The sequence below is a fragment of the Bacillus sp. SG20033 genome, assembly GCF_044570195.1.
GTDB classification, from domain to species: Bacteria; Bacillota; Bacilli; order Bacillales; family Bacillaceae; genus Bacillus; species Bacillus subtilis.
The window spans coordinates 4,057,068-4,069,986 of sequence record NZ_CP172606.1 but is presented as its reverse complement, the minus strand read 5'-3'; the positions used below and the strand labels follow the sequence as shown (position 1 = coordinate 4,069,986).

General features: G+C 46.6%; 14 protein-coding genes and 2 riboswitches. Of the genes, 5 read left to right on the top strand and 9 right to left on the bottom strand.

Annotated elements, in window-relative coordinates; all coding sequences use genetic code 11:
• The first annotated feature begins 262 nt into the window (after positions 1 to 262).
• The 5 genes from ACFVP7_RS21350 (at position 263) to ACFVP7_RS21330 (ending at position 4,854) form a co-directional block, all read left to right on the top strand.
• On the top strand, positions 263 to 1,111 hold the full coding sequence (locus ACFVP7_RS21350) for a methyltransferase domain-containing protein (protein WP_032676955.1): 849 nt from the start codon (positions 263 to 265) through the stop codon (positions 1,109 to 1,111).
• Positions 1,112 to 1,264: 153 nt separating this feature from the next.
• On the top strand, positions 1,265 to 2,677 hold the full coding sequence (locus ACFVP7_RS21345; protein ID WP_338731581.1) for a GntP family permease: 1,413 nt from the start codon (positions 1,265 to 1,267) through the stop codon (positions 2,675 to 2,677).
• Positions 2,678 to 2,700: 23 nt separating this feature from the next.
• Positions 2,701 to 3,417 carry a CoA transferase subunit A gene (locus tag ACFVP7_RS21340; RefSeq protein ID WP_338731579.1) on the top strand — a complete coding sequence of 239 codons (717 nt, stop codon included), beginning with the start codon at positions 2,701 to 2,703 and terminating at the stop codon, positions 3,415 to 3,417.
• A complete protein-coding gene (locus ACFVP7_RS21335) occupies positions 3,414 to 4,064 on the top strand; it encodes a succinyl-CoA--3-ketoacid CoA transferase subunit B (RefSeq protein WP_003243049.1) in 651 nt (216 codons plus the stop codon). The genes ACFVP7_RS21340 and ACFVP7_RS21335 overlap by 4 nt, the downstream gene beginning before the upstream one ends.
• A 16-nt stretch (positions 4,065 to 4,080) precedes the next feature.
• The gene (locus tag ACFVP7_RS21330) at positions 4,081 to 4,854 is read left to right on the top strand and encodes a 3-hydroxybutyrate dehydrogenase (RefSeq protein WP_338731576.1); all 774 of its coding nucleotides are present in this window, start codon (positions 4,081 to 4,083) and stop codon (positions 4,852 to 4,854) included.
• A gap of 51 nt (positions 4,855 to 4,905) precedes the next feature.
• Here the strand turns inward: ACFVP7_RS21330 and ACFVP7_RS21325 are convergent, their stop codons facing one another.
• From ACFVP7_RS21325 to ACFVP7_RS21285, 9 genes are all read right to left on the bottom strand, one after another.
• Positions 4,906 to 6,042, bottom strand: coding sequence for a 5-methyltetrahydropteroyltriglutamate--homocysteine S-methyltransferase (locus ACFVP7_RS21325; protein ID WP_338731574.1), 1,137 nt, complete (start codon positions 6,040 to 6,042; stop codon positions 4,906 to 4,908).
• Between the two features lie 77 nt (positions 6,043 to 6,119).
• Positions 6,120 to 6,226: riboswitch (SAM riboswitch) on the bottom strand.
• A 68-nt stretch (positions 6,227 to 6,294) separates the two neighbouring features.
• Complete coding sequence (locus tag ACFVP7_RS21320) at positions 6,295 to 7,428, bottom strand: 5-methyltetrahydropteroyltriglutamate--homocysteine S-methyltransferase (RefSeq protein WP_015714961.1); 1,134 nt, start codon at positions 7,426 to 7,428, stop codon at positions 6,295 to 6,297.
• An 82-nt stretch (positions 7,429 to 7,510) separates the two neighbouring features.
• Positions 7,511 to 7,617: riboswitch (SAM riboswitch) on the bottom strand.
• Between the two features lie 65 nt (positions 7,618 to 7,682).
• Positions 7,683 to 8,171 (bottom strand): LURP-one-related/scramblase family protein, encoded by a 489-nt coding sequence (locus tag ACFVP7_RS21315; RefSeq protein ID WP_003227238.1) that lies wholly within the window; start codon positions 8,169 to 8,171, stop codon positions 7,683 to 7,685.
• Positions 8,172 to 8,299: 128 nt separating this feature from the next.
• Positions 8,300 to 8,563 carry a hypothetical protein gene (locus ACFVP7_RS21310; RefSeq protein ID WP_010886640.1) on the bottom strand — a complete coding sequence of 88 codons (264 nt, stop codon included), beginning with the start codon at positions 8,561 to 8,563 and terminating at the stop codon, positions 8,300 to 8,302.
• 289 nt (positions 8,564 to 8,852) lie between these two features.
• Entirely contained in the window at positions 8,853 to 8,981 is a 129-nt protein-coding gene (locus ACFVP7_RS21305) for a hypothetical protein (protein WP_003227241.1), read from the bottom strand.
• 105 nt (positions 8,982 to 9,086) lie between these two features.
• Positions 9,087 to 10,319 (bottom strand): peptidase T, encoded by a 1,233-nt coding sequence (pepT, locus tag ACFVP7_RS21300; RefSeq protein ID WP_003244314.1) that lies wholly within the window; start codon positions 10,317 to 10,319, stop codon positions 9,087 to 9,089.
• A gap of 49 nt (positions 10,320 to 10,368) precedes the next feature.
• Positions 10,369 to 11,025 (bottom strand): two-component system response regulator YxJL, encoded by a 657-nt coding sequence (gene yxjL / locus ACFVP7_RS21295; RefSeq protein ID WP_338731570.1) that lies wholly within the window; start codon positions 11,023 to 11,025, stop codon positions 10,369 to 10,371.
• Positions 11,012 to 12,232 carry a sensor histidine kinase gene (locus ACFVP7_RS21290; RefSeq protein WP_338731568.1) on the bottom strand — a complete coding sequence of 407 codons (1,221 nt, stop codon included), beginning with the start codon at positions 12,230 to 12,232 and terminating at the stop codon, positions 11,012 to 11,014. Before ACFVP7_RS21290 ends, yxjL begins: the two co-directional genes overlap by 14 nt.
• Before the next feature lie 17 nt (positions 12,233 to 12,249).
• Positions 12,250 to 12,723: a DUF1453 domain-containing protein gene (locus ACFVP7_RS21285; RefSeq protein ID WP_229762604.1), complete on the bottom strand. Its 474-nt coding sequence runs from the start codon at positions 12,721 to 12,723 to the stop codon at positions 12,250 to 12,252.
• Positions 12,724 to 12,919 lie beyond the last annotated feature (196 nt).

Below are 12,919 nucleotides of genomic sequence, written 5' to 3'. Positions count from 1 at the left end.
ATGTTGGCGGGATACCAGCATGTCAGTACTGATTTTTCTTCACTATAAGGTTCCAGCTCCTGGATATTTGTTGTATGATGGAAACGGGGAAACCCATACAGCAGAAAGGGAGTTTTTTTCATGATTATCCAATTCATTCGTTATAGATAATGACAGGTGTAGACAAACTGCCAGACCTGGCCAATTTTTGAGATAGGCCTAGGTTTATTTGTCTATGCCTTTTTCATTTATCTAAAAATGAATGAATGGGGTGTTTTTTATCATGAAGCGAACAGTTGATTTCAGCATGTTTCGATGCCCGCTCTGCGATTCTTCTATGGATGCGGCATCAGGGAAAAGCTTGATTTGTACAGAACGAGGACATACATTTGATCTATCTCGGCACGGCTACGTGAACTTTCTGACGAAGCCGGTCAAAACCAGTTACGGTGCCGAGCTTTTTGAAGCGAGGAGCAGGCTGATTGGAGAATGTGGTTTTTTTGACCCGCTCCATGATGTGATTGCAGAACTCATCAGTCATCCCACATCTGGTCATGAGGCATTCACCATCCTGGACAGCGGTTGCGGGGAGGGTTCTCATTTGAATGCGCTTTGCGGGTTTGATTATGCAGGGAAAGCAGCGATAGGAACCGGCATAGATCTTTCGAAGGATGGGATCTTAAAAGCTTCTAAGGCATTCAAAGATCAGATGTGGGCGGTTGCCGATGTGGCGCGTGCTCCTTTTCATGATCGCCAATTTGATGTTGTGCTGTCTATTTTTTCGCCGTCCAATTATGCAGAGTTTCATAGACTGCTGAAGAATGATGGCATGCTCGTAAAAGTAGTGCCGCGAAGCGATTATTTAATAGAATTAAGACAATTTTTATATGCTGATTCACCAAGACGCACGTATTCCAATGCGGCAGCTGTTGAGCGTTTTGCAGCAAATGCAGCACACAGCCGTCCTGTCAGGCTGCGCTATGTTAAAACGCTTGACCAGCAGGCGATCCACTGGCTTCTCAAGATGACGCCGCTTGCCTGGTCGGCGCCGAAAGATCGAGTCAGCCTCCTGAAAGAGATGAAATCAGCCGATATTACGGTTGATGTTGATATCCTAATAGGAATGAAATGAATGGCAGAGGAAAGCTCCGAAAAAAGGAGCTTTCCTTTTTTAATCGGAATAGTTGGCCCACGCTTCTCGTACATATGGAAAGGGGACGGAAACAGCCGATGCGGACAGGTTTATGTAAACGCTTTCTAGTTCGCAGAAACGGGGGATGTGTGTGTGGAACTGATCATCATTCTATTGGCGTTAGGTTTGCTGATGTTTACGGCGTATCGGGGATTTTCTGTCATATTGTTTGCGCCGATTTGCGCGTTATTCGCGGTGCTGCTGACAGATCCAAGCCATGTGCTTCCTTTTTTTTCATCAATTTTTATGGAGAAGATGGCGGGTTTTATTAAGCTGTATTTCCCAGTGTTTTTGCTCGGTGCCATTTTTGGAAAGGTCGTTGAAATGGCCGGGCTTGCGGCATCAATCGCGAAAACAATTGTCCGGCTTGTCGGGGCAAAAAGAGCGATACTTGCCATTGTGCTGATGGGCGCTGTCTTGACGTACAGCGGTGTCAGCCTGTTTGTTGTCGTATTTGCCGTATATCCTTTTGCGAAAAACATGTTCCAAGAAGCAAACATACCAAAACGCCTCATCCCGGGAACGATTGCTTTAGGGGCTTTTACGTTTACGATGGACGCGCTTCCTGGAACGCCGCAAATTCAAAATGTCATCCCGACGTCGTTTTTCAAAACAGACATTTATGCCGCCCCTTGGCTGGGTTTGATGGGCGCAGTGATTGTTCTGGCAGCTGGGATGCTCTATTTGGAATCAAGGCGGAAGAAAGCGCAGGCATCTGGCGAAGGCTATGGCGGTTTTGATTCGCAGAATGCTCCTGAATCGATTGAGTCCGCGGCTGAACCGGAAAAAAGCCCGATTCGGCACGCGCTTGCCTTTGTCCCGCTTATTCTCGTCGGTGCAGTGAATAAATATTTTACCATTTACCTGCCAAAGTGGTATCCGAATGGATTTGATTTTTCTTCCATAGGATTAAAGGAGTTCGGCAGGCTTGATATTTCTTCAGCGGCTGCTATTTGGTCGGTGGAGATTGCTTTAGTGATTGGCATCATCACAACGATTTTATTTGATTGGAGAAGTGTGTTTGCCCAATTGAAGGAAGGGCTGAATGAAGGGATTGGCGGCGCCTTGCTGGCATCTATGAATACGGGTGCCGAGTACGGGTTCGGCGGCATTATCGCCGCGCTGCCGGGGTTTCATAAGCTGAGCAGCGGAATTTCACATACTTTTACCGATCCGCTTGTAAATGGCGCCGTTACGACAACTGCGCTGGCGGGAATCACCGGCTCGGCTTCAGGAGGAATGGGCATTGCGTTAAGCGCGATGTCAGAACAATACTTACAGGCGATTCAGGCTTACAATATTCCGCCAGAGGTGATGCATCGGGTCATTTCAATGGCATCAGGCGGGATGGATACACTGCCGCATAATGGCGCCGTTATCACGCTTCTCGCCGTGACGGGTTTGACCCACCGGCAATCGTATCGCGATATTTTTGCGATCACGCTCATTAAAACCGCTGCCGTATTTGCTGTGATCGCGATTTACAGCCTGACTGGTCTAGTGTAGAAGAAAACGAAAGGGGCATCAATATGGGAAAAGTGCTGTCATCAAGCAAGGAAGCTGCGAAACTGATTCATGATGGGGATACGCTGATCGCGGGAGGGTTTGGGCTGTGCGGCATCCCTGAACAGCTCATTTTGTCTATAAGAGATCAGGGAGTAAAGGATTTGACCGTTGTCAGCAATAACTGCGGAGTCGATGACTGGGGGCTAGGTTTGCTTCTGGCTAACAAGCAAATCAAGAAAATGATCGCTTCCTATGTCGGTGAAAATAAAATTTTTGAGCGGCAGTTTTTAAGCGGAGAGCTTGAGGTCGAGCTTGTTCCCCAAGGAACGCTCGCTGAGAGAATTCGTGCAGGCGGTGCAGGTATACCGGGATTTTATACGGCGACAGGCGTCGGCACCTCCATAGCCGAGGGAAAAGAACATAAAATATTCGGCGGCCGGACTTATGTGCTGGAGCGAGGCATTACCGGCGATGTGGCGATCGTCAAAGCGTGGAAAGCGGACACCATGGGCAATTTGGTTTTTAGGAAAACGGCGAGAAATTTCAATCCCATTGCCGCCATGGCAGGCAAGATCACGATTGCCGAGGCGGAAGAAATCGTGGAAGCAGGAGAGCTCGATCCAGATCACATCCATACGCCGGGAATTTACGTACAGCATGTCGTGCTTGGCGCGAGCCAAGAAAAACGAATAGAAAAACGAACAGTTCAGCAAGCATCGGGAAAGGGTGAGGCCAAGTGAAGGAAGCGAGAAAACGAATGGTCAAACGGGCTGTACAAGAAATCAAGGACGGCATGAATGTGAATCTCGGGATTGGAATGCCGACGCTTGTCGCAAATGAGATACCCGACGGCGTTCACGTCATGCTTCAGTCGGAAAACGGCTTGCTCGGAATTGGCCCCTATCCTCTGGAAGGAACGGAAGACGCGGATTTGATCAATGCGGGAAAGGAAACGATCACTGAAGTGACGGGCGCCTCTTATTTTGACAGCGCTGAGTCATTCGCGATGATAAGAGGCGGGCATATCGATTTGGCTATTCTCGGCGGAATGGAGGTTTCGGAGCAGGGGGATTTGGCCAATTGGATGATCCCGGGCAAAATGGTAAAAGGGATGGGCGGCGCCATGGATCTCGTCAACGGGGCGAAACGAATCGTTGTCATCATGGAGCACGTCAATAAGCATGGTGAATCAAAGGTGAAAAAAACATGCTCCCTTCCGCTGACAGGCCAGAAAGTCGTACACAGGCTGATTACGGATTTGGCTGTATTTGATTTTGTGAACGGTCGCATGACACTGACGGAGCTTCAGGATGGTGTCACAATTGAAGAGGTTTATGAAAAAACAGAAGCTGATTTCGCTGTAAGCCAGTCTGTACTCAATTCTTAATGGGAAGGTGTTTGACATGAGAAAACAAGTCGCTTTGGTGACAGGGGCTGCCGGCGGAATCGGATTCGAAATGGCAAGAGAATTCGCCCGTGAAGGCGCTAGCGTCATCGTTTCAGACCTCCGTCCGGAAGCATGTGAACAAACAGCCTCCAAGCTTGCAGAAGAAGGCTTTGACGCGGCGGCCATTCCGTATGATGTGACAAAGGAAGCGCAAGTTGCTGATACGGTGAACGTCATCCAAAAACGATACGGCCGCTTGGATATTCTGGTGAACAATGCCGGTATTCAGCACGTCGCTCCGATTGAAGAGTTTCCGACAGACACCTTTGAACAGCTGATCAAGGTCATGCTGACGGCTCCCTTTATTGCAATGAAGCATGTTTTTCCGATCATGAAAAAACAGCAGTTTGGCAGAATCATTAATATTGCGTCTGTTAATGGATTAGTGGGCTTTGCAGGGAAATCCGCTTATAATAGCGCCAAGCACGGCGTCATTGGACTCACAAAAGTAGGGGCGCTGGAAGGCGCGCCCCACGGCATAACAGTCAATGCGCTCTGTCCGGGTTATGTCGATACCCAGCTTGTACGCAATCAGCTTAGTGATCTATCGAAAACTAGAAATGTCCCTTACGACTCTGTACTTGAACAAGTCATTTTTCCGCTTGTGCCGCAAAAGCGACTGCTTTCTGTCAAGGAAATTGCGGATTATGCCGTGTTTTTGGCAAGCGAGAAGGCGAAGGGCGTTACTGGGCAGGCTGTCGTCCTTGATGGGGGCTACACCGCACAATGACATAAAAAACACACTTGCTCCGCTAGGGAATCAAGTGTGTTTTTTCTTTGCTTATTTCCAAACTTCATTAGCGATCTCAACAACATGGCGGAGCTTCGCCCATTGCTGTTCTTCAGTCAGCTTGTTGCCTTCCTCAGTTGAAGCGAATCCGCATTGAGGGCTGAGGCAAAGCTGGTCTAAGCTTACATAACGGGACGCTTCTTCGATACGGCGTTTCACGTCATCCGGATTTTCAAGCTCGCCGAATTTAGATGTCACTAAGCCAAGAACAAGCTGAAGATCAGACCGTTTTACGTAACGGAGTGGCTCAAATCCGCCTGAGCGTGAATCATCATACTCTAAGAAAAGTCCGTCAAGATTCAAGCCATCAAAAATGGTTTCGGCTGCGGCGTCATAGCCGCCTTCCGCTGTCCAAGTGGACTGGAAGTTGCCGCGGCAAATATGCATGGTTACCGTCAAGTCATCCGGGCGGTCTGCAATCGCGTCGTTAATCGATTTCGCAAACAGCTGGCGAAGCTCGTCAGGCGTTGTTCCGAACGCTTCGATTTGTTTTAAGCCTTTTTCAGATAAGAAAACGGCCCACGCTGTATCATCAAGCTGGAGGTAGCGGCAGCCTCTGTCATAAAACGCTTGAATCGCTTTTTTATATGCTTTGGATACATCATGCTGGAAAAGGTGATAATCTTTTTTATACGCATCCTTTTCCAGTTTTCCGCGGAAAAACAGCATATTCGGGCTTGGAATCGTCATCTTTGGCGTCGCGTCACCGGCAATGCTATGGAGAAATGAATAATCTTCAAGCATTGGGTGAGTTGAAAAGTCGATATCGCCTGTGACTTTAATGCCGCGTGCTTTTGTCTGTACGTTATGGAATTGAATGCCTTGCTCAGGAGTAAACGGCTCAACGCCATCTAAGTTTTCCAGGAAATCAAAGTGCCACCATGCTCTGCGGAATTCACCGTCTGTCACGACGTTCAGGCCGGTTTCCTTCTGTTTTTCCACAATGCGGATGATTTCGTCGTTTTCAATTTGGCGAAGCTGCTCAGCGGTCATTTCGCCGGCCGCTTTTTGCAGCCGCGCTTTTTTGACGGGCTCAGATCTTAGCAGGCTTCCGACTTGATCCGCGCGAAACGGCGGTTTTTTTCTTTGAAGTGATTTTTGTTCTGCGGGTGTTGTTTGTTGTGACATGTTGTCCATTCCTTCTTTCCATTCAAATATAAAAAAGCTCTTCCTTTGGATAAGGAAGAGCTTGCGTGACAATCTCAACCTTATCTTCAAGAGCAATCATTGCTCTAAAGGATTTAGCACCATTCTGTTAAACAGCGGTTGCCGGGTATCGCAGGGCCAGTCCCTCCACCTCTCTTGATAAGGAAAACCTTTTTATGAAATTTTCTGATAGTATCTATTATTCACACATTTTCTATTTCTGTCAATGATAGATTATCTCCATACATCGTTGGCAATGTCGATAACATGGCGAAGCTTTGCCCATTGCTGCTCCTCTGTCAGAAGGTTGCCTTCTTCTGTAGAGGCGAAACCGCACTGCGGGCTCAGGCATAGCTGGTCCAAGCTGACAAAACGCGCGGCTTCATTGATACGGCGTTTCACATCCTCAGGATTTTCAAGCTCGCCGTATTTCGATGTGATCAAGCCGAGCACAATTTGCAGATCCTTGCGCTTCACAAAACGGAGCGGATCAAAGTTTCCGGAGCGGTCATCATCGTACTCCAAGAAAAGGCCGTCAAGGTTTAAGCCGTCCAAAATCGTTTCCGCTACAGCGTCGTACCCTCCTGATGCCGCCCAGGTTGAGCGGAAGTTGCCGCGGCAAATGTGCATTGTGATCGTTAAATCGTCAGGCCGGTCTGCGACGGCATCGTTAATTGTTTTGGCAAATATGGCTGGCAATGTTTCTGGATCACCGCCGAGCGCCCGGACAACCTCTCTGCCTTTTTCCTCAAAGAAGAGAGACCATGACGTATCATCGAGCTGGAGATAACGACAGCCAGCATCATAGAAGGCTTTGATTGCTTTTTTGTACGCTTGGGCCAGATCATGAAAGTATTCCTCTTGATCGTCATAAATCCCTTTATCCGCCTTTTCGCCAAAAAACAGCATATTTGGGCTGGGAATGGTCAATTTTGGCGTCGCGTTACCGGCAATCTCATGTAAAAATTGATAATCAGCGAGCGCTGGGTGGCTCGTAAAATCGAGTTTTCCCGTCACTTTGATGCTGCGCGCTTTCGTTTTTGTGTTATGGAACTGAATCCCCTCAGCCGGGATGAACGGTTCCACACCGTCAAGCCCTTCCAGGAAGTCATAATGCCACCAGGAACGCCGGAATTCCCCGTCTGTTACCACATCGAGACCGATTTCTTTTTGTTTTTCCACGATGCGGGTGATCTCTTGATTTTCGATATCACGAAGCTGTTCCGCTGTCATCTCACCAGCCGCTTTTTTTTGCCGGGCTTCCTTTACCGGAACGGAACGAAGCAAGCTGCCGACATGATCGGCGCGGAAAGGTGCTTTGCGTTGTTTTTCTGTTTTTTGTCCTGCAACATTCGTTTGTTGAGCCATGTTATTCGCCTCTTTTCTGAAATATTGAGCATGTAAAAAGCTCTTCCTTTGTGTAAGGAAGAGCTTGAATGATCAAATCTCCGCCTCATCTGCAAGAACGCAATGTTCTTAAGGATTTAGCACCATTCTGTTTGAAACAGCGGTTGCCGGGTATCATAGGGCCAGTCCCTCCACCTCTCTTGATAAGGTACAACTTCATATTCAGATTTCAATTATCTTAATATTATTACTTTTGGATCAATTGTCAATGCTTTTTAGAAAATACCTTCATCTTCATCGTTATATAAAACCATATCAAGCACGATAGCGATAGCAGTGCAAATCAGAACATCTTCCTCGTTTGCAATCTGCAAGTGATAGGAATCACCCCAGCTGAGCCACTTTTTGCTCACTGACATCCGGACATTTTCCCCGTCCGTCAGCTGGAATTCATCCCTCCATAAATCACCATCGATTTCCCAGTTAAGCCCGGAAATCACAAATTTCGGTTTGAAAAACGTTACTTTCTTCGTTACCTCACAAACTGTTTTCCCGCCAATTGAAATCTCATAGCGCGGCAATAAAGACATTAGTTTTTGTTCTATGGAAACGAGCGTTTTCCCAGATGAGTCTGTCATTTGTAATGAGTCTCCTAACGAGAAAAAACGCCCCTCCACCTTGAATGTTTCTTGTTCATCCCGGTCATAAATGTGAAATGCATCTTTAAATGAGAACATTTTTTGTTTCATAAATAACTCGATCATTGCTGAAGTCTCCTTTGGATTTGCCTTGTATGAAATTACGGATAGGTGGCGAAAAGGTTTCAGGCTCTAAATCAAAACAATTTTAAAAGGCTGCGTGATTCAGCAGCCTTTTCGTTTGAAATATAGAATTAGGAAAGATGCATCCGGCGTTTTTGGCGGATGGCGTCAAGGTCGATTAGGTTGTTGTGATGAGGTGCGGCTGCTGGCAGAGGGCTTGTCTTTTGCGGTTTGCGGCGATTGTCCTTGCTGAAAGAAAAAAGAAGATAGCCGCATAATGCGATGATAATAAATAGGATCATATTACATACCTCCCAAAAAAAGTTTTGGTACTCTCTATTGTACGGATAAAATGCCAAAAAGTATTCAAAAAATTCTAAATCAATAAATAACAAGAAACTGTCCCTCTAAAACAGTATTACCTGATTACCTGAAAATAGTCTTGAATTACGCTGTTTGCTCTTGTTGATGATTGGTTCTATAGTTACTATCGACGATAAAATAAATTCCTTTACACAACTTTTAACCTAAGTTTCCGTAATTCGAATTACCTGTTTTTGGGTGCTGTTTTCTTGCTTGTTTGGTTTATACCCTATTTTGCGGAATTGAACACAAAAAACCCAAATTACGGAGCATTTGGGCGGTACGGGTGAATACGGATTGTATTTAGGGGATTTGAATGTTTTATTTGAAGAAGCGTTTGAACATTTTTCTGATTTTTTGAAATGGGCTGGATTTCTTTTGCATGTTAAGCGGCCTGGAAATGATCCATTTTTTCAAGAGACTCTTTGCAGCGATTGCATGTTTTGTCATTGTTTTTCCTCCTCATTTGTTGATACTTGTTTTACGGAGGACGCGTTTAAAATGTTTCATTTTCACACAAAAAAACCAGTCCTTTTTTGGACTGGTTTTTTGGCACTATGCTTGCGCTTCAAACTGCTTTGCAATCTCAACGATGACATTTACGGCTTTGACCATGTTGTCAACTGAGATGTATTCAAATTTGCCGTGGAAGTTTTCCCCGCCTGTAAAGATGTTTGGCGTCGGAAGCCCCATGTAGGACAGCTGTGATCCATCGGTGCCGCCGCGGATGGGGGAAATCTTCGGTTCGATGCCGAGGTTTTCCATCGCTTGCTTGGCAATGTTGACGATTTCGATGACAGGTTCAATTTTCTCTCTCATGTTGTAGTATTGGTCGTTCATATCCAGCAGAATCCGGTCTTGCCCGTATTCGTTTTGAAGTTCTTCAACGGCACGCTTCATTGTTTCTTTTCTGTTTTGGAAATTCTCTTTGTCAAAGTCTCTGATAATGTAGTGGAGCTTTGTTTCCTCTACGTCTCCTTGAATCGACAGCAGGTGGTAGAAGCCTTCATAGCCTTCCGTATATTCAGGCGCTTCGTCTGCCGGCAGCAGGCTGTTCAGCTTCATCGCGATTTTCGCAGAGTTGATCATTTTTCCTTTAGCTGTTCCGGGATGTACGTTGTTGCCTTTAATCGTAATTTTTGCGGCAGCGGCATTGAAGCTTTCATATTCAAGCTCACCGAGCGGCCCGCCGTCAACCGTGTAGGCAAAGGAAGCATTGAACCGTTTCACATCAAATTTGTGCGGCCCTCTTCCGATTTCTTCATCAGGCGTAAAGGCGACTCTGATTGTGCCGTGCTTGATTTCAGGGTGTTTGATGAGGTAATCCATGGCTGTCATGATTTCAGCGATACCGGCCTTATTGTCTGCGCCGAGAAGGGTGGTGCCGTCTGTGGTGATGAGTGTATGGCCCTTATAGCCGGACAGCTCAGGAAATTGATCAGGTGACAGGGTGACCTGCAGCTGTTCGTTAAGAACGATGTCTTTTCCATCATAGCTTTCGATGATTTGCGGATTCACGTTTTTGCCGGTAAAGTCTGTAGCGGTGTCGACGTGAGCGAGAAAGCCGATTGTCGGCACGTCTTTTTCAGTATTGGAGGGAAGAGTTGCCATGACATAGCCGTTTTCATCAATGGCTGCATCCTGCATGCCGATGGACTTCAATTCATCAACGAGCATGTTTCCTAATGTCAATTGGCCGGGTGTGGAAGGACAAGTGTCAACGGATTCATCGGACTGTGTGTCGACTTTTACATATGTAGTAAACCGTTCAATGATTTCTTCTTTCATTTCCAATCATCTCCTTTGTCTTATTTTAGCATGGTGGGATGAGAGATTTCTATTGCACAATACCGTTTCGAATGGCAAAAACGACTGCCTGTGTCCGGTCTTGGGCATTGCATTTTTGCAGGATGCGGTGCACGTGGGTTTTCACAGTGCTTTCACTGACGAAAAGCTTTTCAGCAATATCCTCATTTCTCAGCCCGTAGGCCATTTGCTGAAGAACCTCAAGCTCTCTTTTGGTGAACGGCTCTGCCAGTTCTTCTGGATGGGGCTGTTGCTTCGCCCGAAATGTCTCACTGATAATTTTAGCAGCTGTGACTGTACGGAAAATCGCCTCGCCTCTGGCCGCAGCGCGAATCGCATCTATCAACTCTTCAGGAAGTGTATCCTTCAGCAGATAGCCTACTGCTCCCGCACGGATGCCTTCAAATACGTATTCTTCCGTGTCAAAGGTAGTTAAAATGACTATCTTTGTATTTGGAAGTGCGGTCATAATGTCTTTCGCCGCTTCGATGCCTGAGCAATGCGGCATCTGGACATCCATGAGGATAACATCGGGTTTTGTTTGTTTTGCGAGTGCTATAATATCGTGACCGTCGCCGGCCTCACCAGAAACCGTCATATCCGTCTGTGCGTTGATGACGTAGCGGAAGCCTTCACGCACAAGCGGCTGATCATCGGCAAGCGCGACGCGTATGTTATCTTTGTTCATCTTTTTGCTCCTTATTCGTTGTCATGAGCGGCAATGACAGCTCAATTTTCAGGCCGCTCGGCTGTACGGCACTGAAAGTAAGGGAACCGCCTGCTTTTTCTGCGCGCTCTTTCATTCCTGTCAGGCCAAATCCATAAGTAAGGCTGCCGGTGAATTGTCCGTCGTCGGTGATTGTGACATAGAGATGGGACTTGTCGTTAGAAATGACGGCCGCCGCATGAGAAGCGTCAGCGTGACGAATGATATTGGTCAGCGCTTCCTGCAAGATGCGGTAGATCGTTTCGCTCACGTTTGGAGGCCAAGACTCTTTTGACAGTCCGGCAGTATCTAAAGAAACGTGCAAGCCGCTCCGTTCCTCCACTTGATGAATGAGCCCCCGCAAAGCGGTAAGCCCCACCATCGATTCACTACGGCCCATTTGGTGAACGACAGACCGTACTTCTTGAAGACATTCCCTGGCGACACTCAGTACATTTTGAATGACTTTTTCTGAATCCTCCTTGCTGCTTTTGAGGATATAGGGAAGAGATTGAAGCTGAACAATCACAGAAGTCAGCTCGTGACCGATACTGTCATGAATGTCGCGGGCAATTCTTGTACGTTCCTCAAGGACCGCGTACCTTAATGAAAGAACAGAAGCCTCCTGCAGCTCTGCATGCGCTTTCTGGAGTTCTTTATGAGCATGTTCCAGCTGCACATGCATTTTTGCCAATTCAGCATGATTCCGTTCAGCCTCCCTTCTCGCTTCTCGTCTGAAACGCATGGAGGAGAAGAAGACGTAGAGCCCGATCATGATCGAGATGTTGCTGATGATATCGTCCCAGCTGCTGTCAAAAACAGAATACAAAAAGAAAGCATTGCCCCCAATTAGGCACACTGTAAGGATCAAAGACAGCCGTGCAGGAAGCTTTATGGCTGCATAAACCATTAAAAATACGAGTAAAAAAAAGGCGGCACCCTGCTCTTGGCCGGAAACAGCCCAAAAGAAATCGGTCAGGAGCCAGAGTCCGATGAATATGCTCAAACTAACAGCAGTGGATGCCACATAGGGAATGATCCAAATGAATGCTAAGTATACCGCAAATACAAATGCTAACAAAATGGGATCAGCTTTGGCTGGGTGAGATAAAAATTGTATGCAATTCAAAATGAGAATAAGGCTCGGCACAAGCTTCTTGTAGTGCCGAGCCGGAGATTGTCCGTTCATGCTGGTCCTTCTTTCAGTTATTGAATGGATACTTTGCCAGCGGTCAGCCGTCTGTAAGCTTTATAAAGCATGATGTTACGGGCTGTGATGGTGCCGAGGGGAATGAAGAACATAGAATGAATAATGGCAATAAACATCTCGTTGCTCTCAGGCAGCCATGTTCTCGCGGCCATACGCAAAGAAAGTATCACTAGAATGAGAATAACACTTCCAAGGGAGCCGCGTGAAGTGACCTTTCCGGTTTCCGGGTGAATCCGTACATTTACCATCTTCCCAATGCCAAACCCGCAGGCCAGCCCGATCAGTAATAAAATGCCGCTGATCGCCACATGTAATACGGAATGAAAATACGCCGGCTGAAACGATGCTGATACGCCCCATAAGAGCAGCAGCGGAATGATCAGCAACTTCCCGGGCTTCACCGTTCTTTCTCGATACATCGATAAAATAATAAGAATCAATACAATAAAAATATAAGGGCTCATCGCCATGTCATCAAATCCTTTCTGCATTAAGCATAGCGAAAAAGGGAAAGGAAAACGTCAACCGGCAGATTGATTTTTCAGCTGCTATACTTGTTCGCGCTGCATAAAGTTATGTAACATGGCGTAAAAATGCTGATAACATATGAAAAAACTATTAATAAACGATTAAACTTCTTAAAAATGGATGTGGAGCCGTCCTAAA

Bases quoted from the DNA above. Each gene is read 5' to 3' on its own strand.
- ACFVP7_RS21325 (WP_338731574.1), bottom strand. From the start codon at position 6,042: ATGTCACAACAAACAACACCCGCAGAACAAAAATCACTTCAAAGAAAA.
- ACFVP7_RS21290 (WP_338731568.1), bottom strand. From the start codon at position 12,232: ATGAACGGACAATCTCCGGCTCGGCACTACAAGAAGCTTGTGCCGAGC.
- pepT (WP_003244314.1), bottom strand. From the start codon at position 10,319: ATGAAAGAAGAAATCATTGAACGGTTTACTACATATGTAAAAGTCGAC.
- ACFVP7_RS21350 (WP_032676955.1), top strand. From the start codon at position 263: ATGAAGCGAACAGTTGATTTCAGCATGTTTCGATGCCCGCTCTGCGAT.
- yxjL (WP_338731570.1), bottom strand. From the start codon at position 11,025: ATGAACAAAGATAACATACGCGTCGCGCTTGCCGATGATCAGCCGCTT.
- ACFVP7_RS21330 (WP_338731576.1), top strand. From the start codon at position 4,081: ATGAGAAAACAAGTCGCTTTGGTGACAGGGGCTGCCGGCGGAATCGGA.
- ACFVP7_RS21315 (WP_003227238.1), bottom strand. From the start codon at position 8,171: ATGATCGAGTTATTTATGAAACAAAAAATGTTCTCATTTAAAGATGCA.
- ACFVP7_RS21340 (WP_338731579.1), top strand. From the start codon at position 2,701: ATGGGAAAAGTGCTGTCATCAAGCAAGGAAGCTGCGAAACTGATTCAT.
- ACFVP7_RS21305 (WP_003227241.1), bottom strand. From the start codon at position 8,981: ATGACAAAACATGCAATCGCTGCAAAGAGTCTCTTGAAAAAATGGATC.
- ACFVP7_RS21320 (WP_015714961.1), bottom strand. From the start codon at position 7,428: ATGGCTCAACAAACGAATGTTGCAGGACAAAAAACAGAAAAACAACGC.
- ACFVP7_RS21285 (WP_229762604.1), bottom strand. From the start codon at position 12,723: ATGGCGATGAGCCCTTATATTTTTATTGTATTGATTCTTATTATTTTA.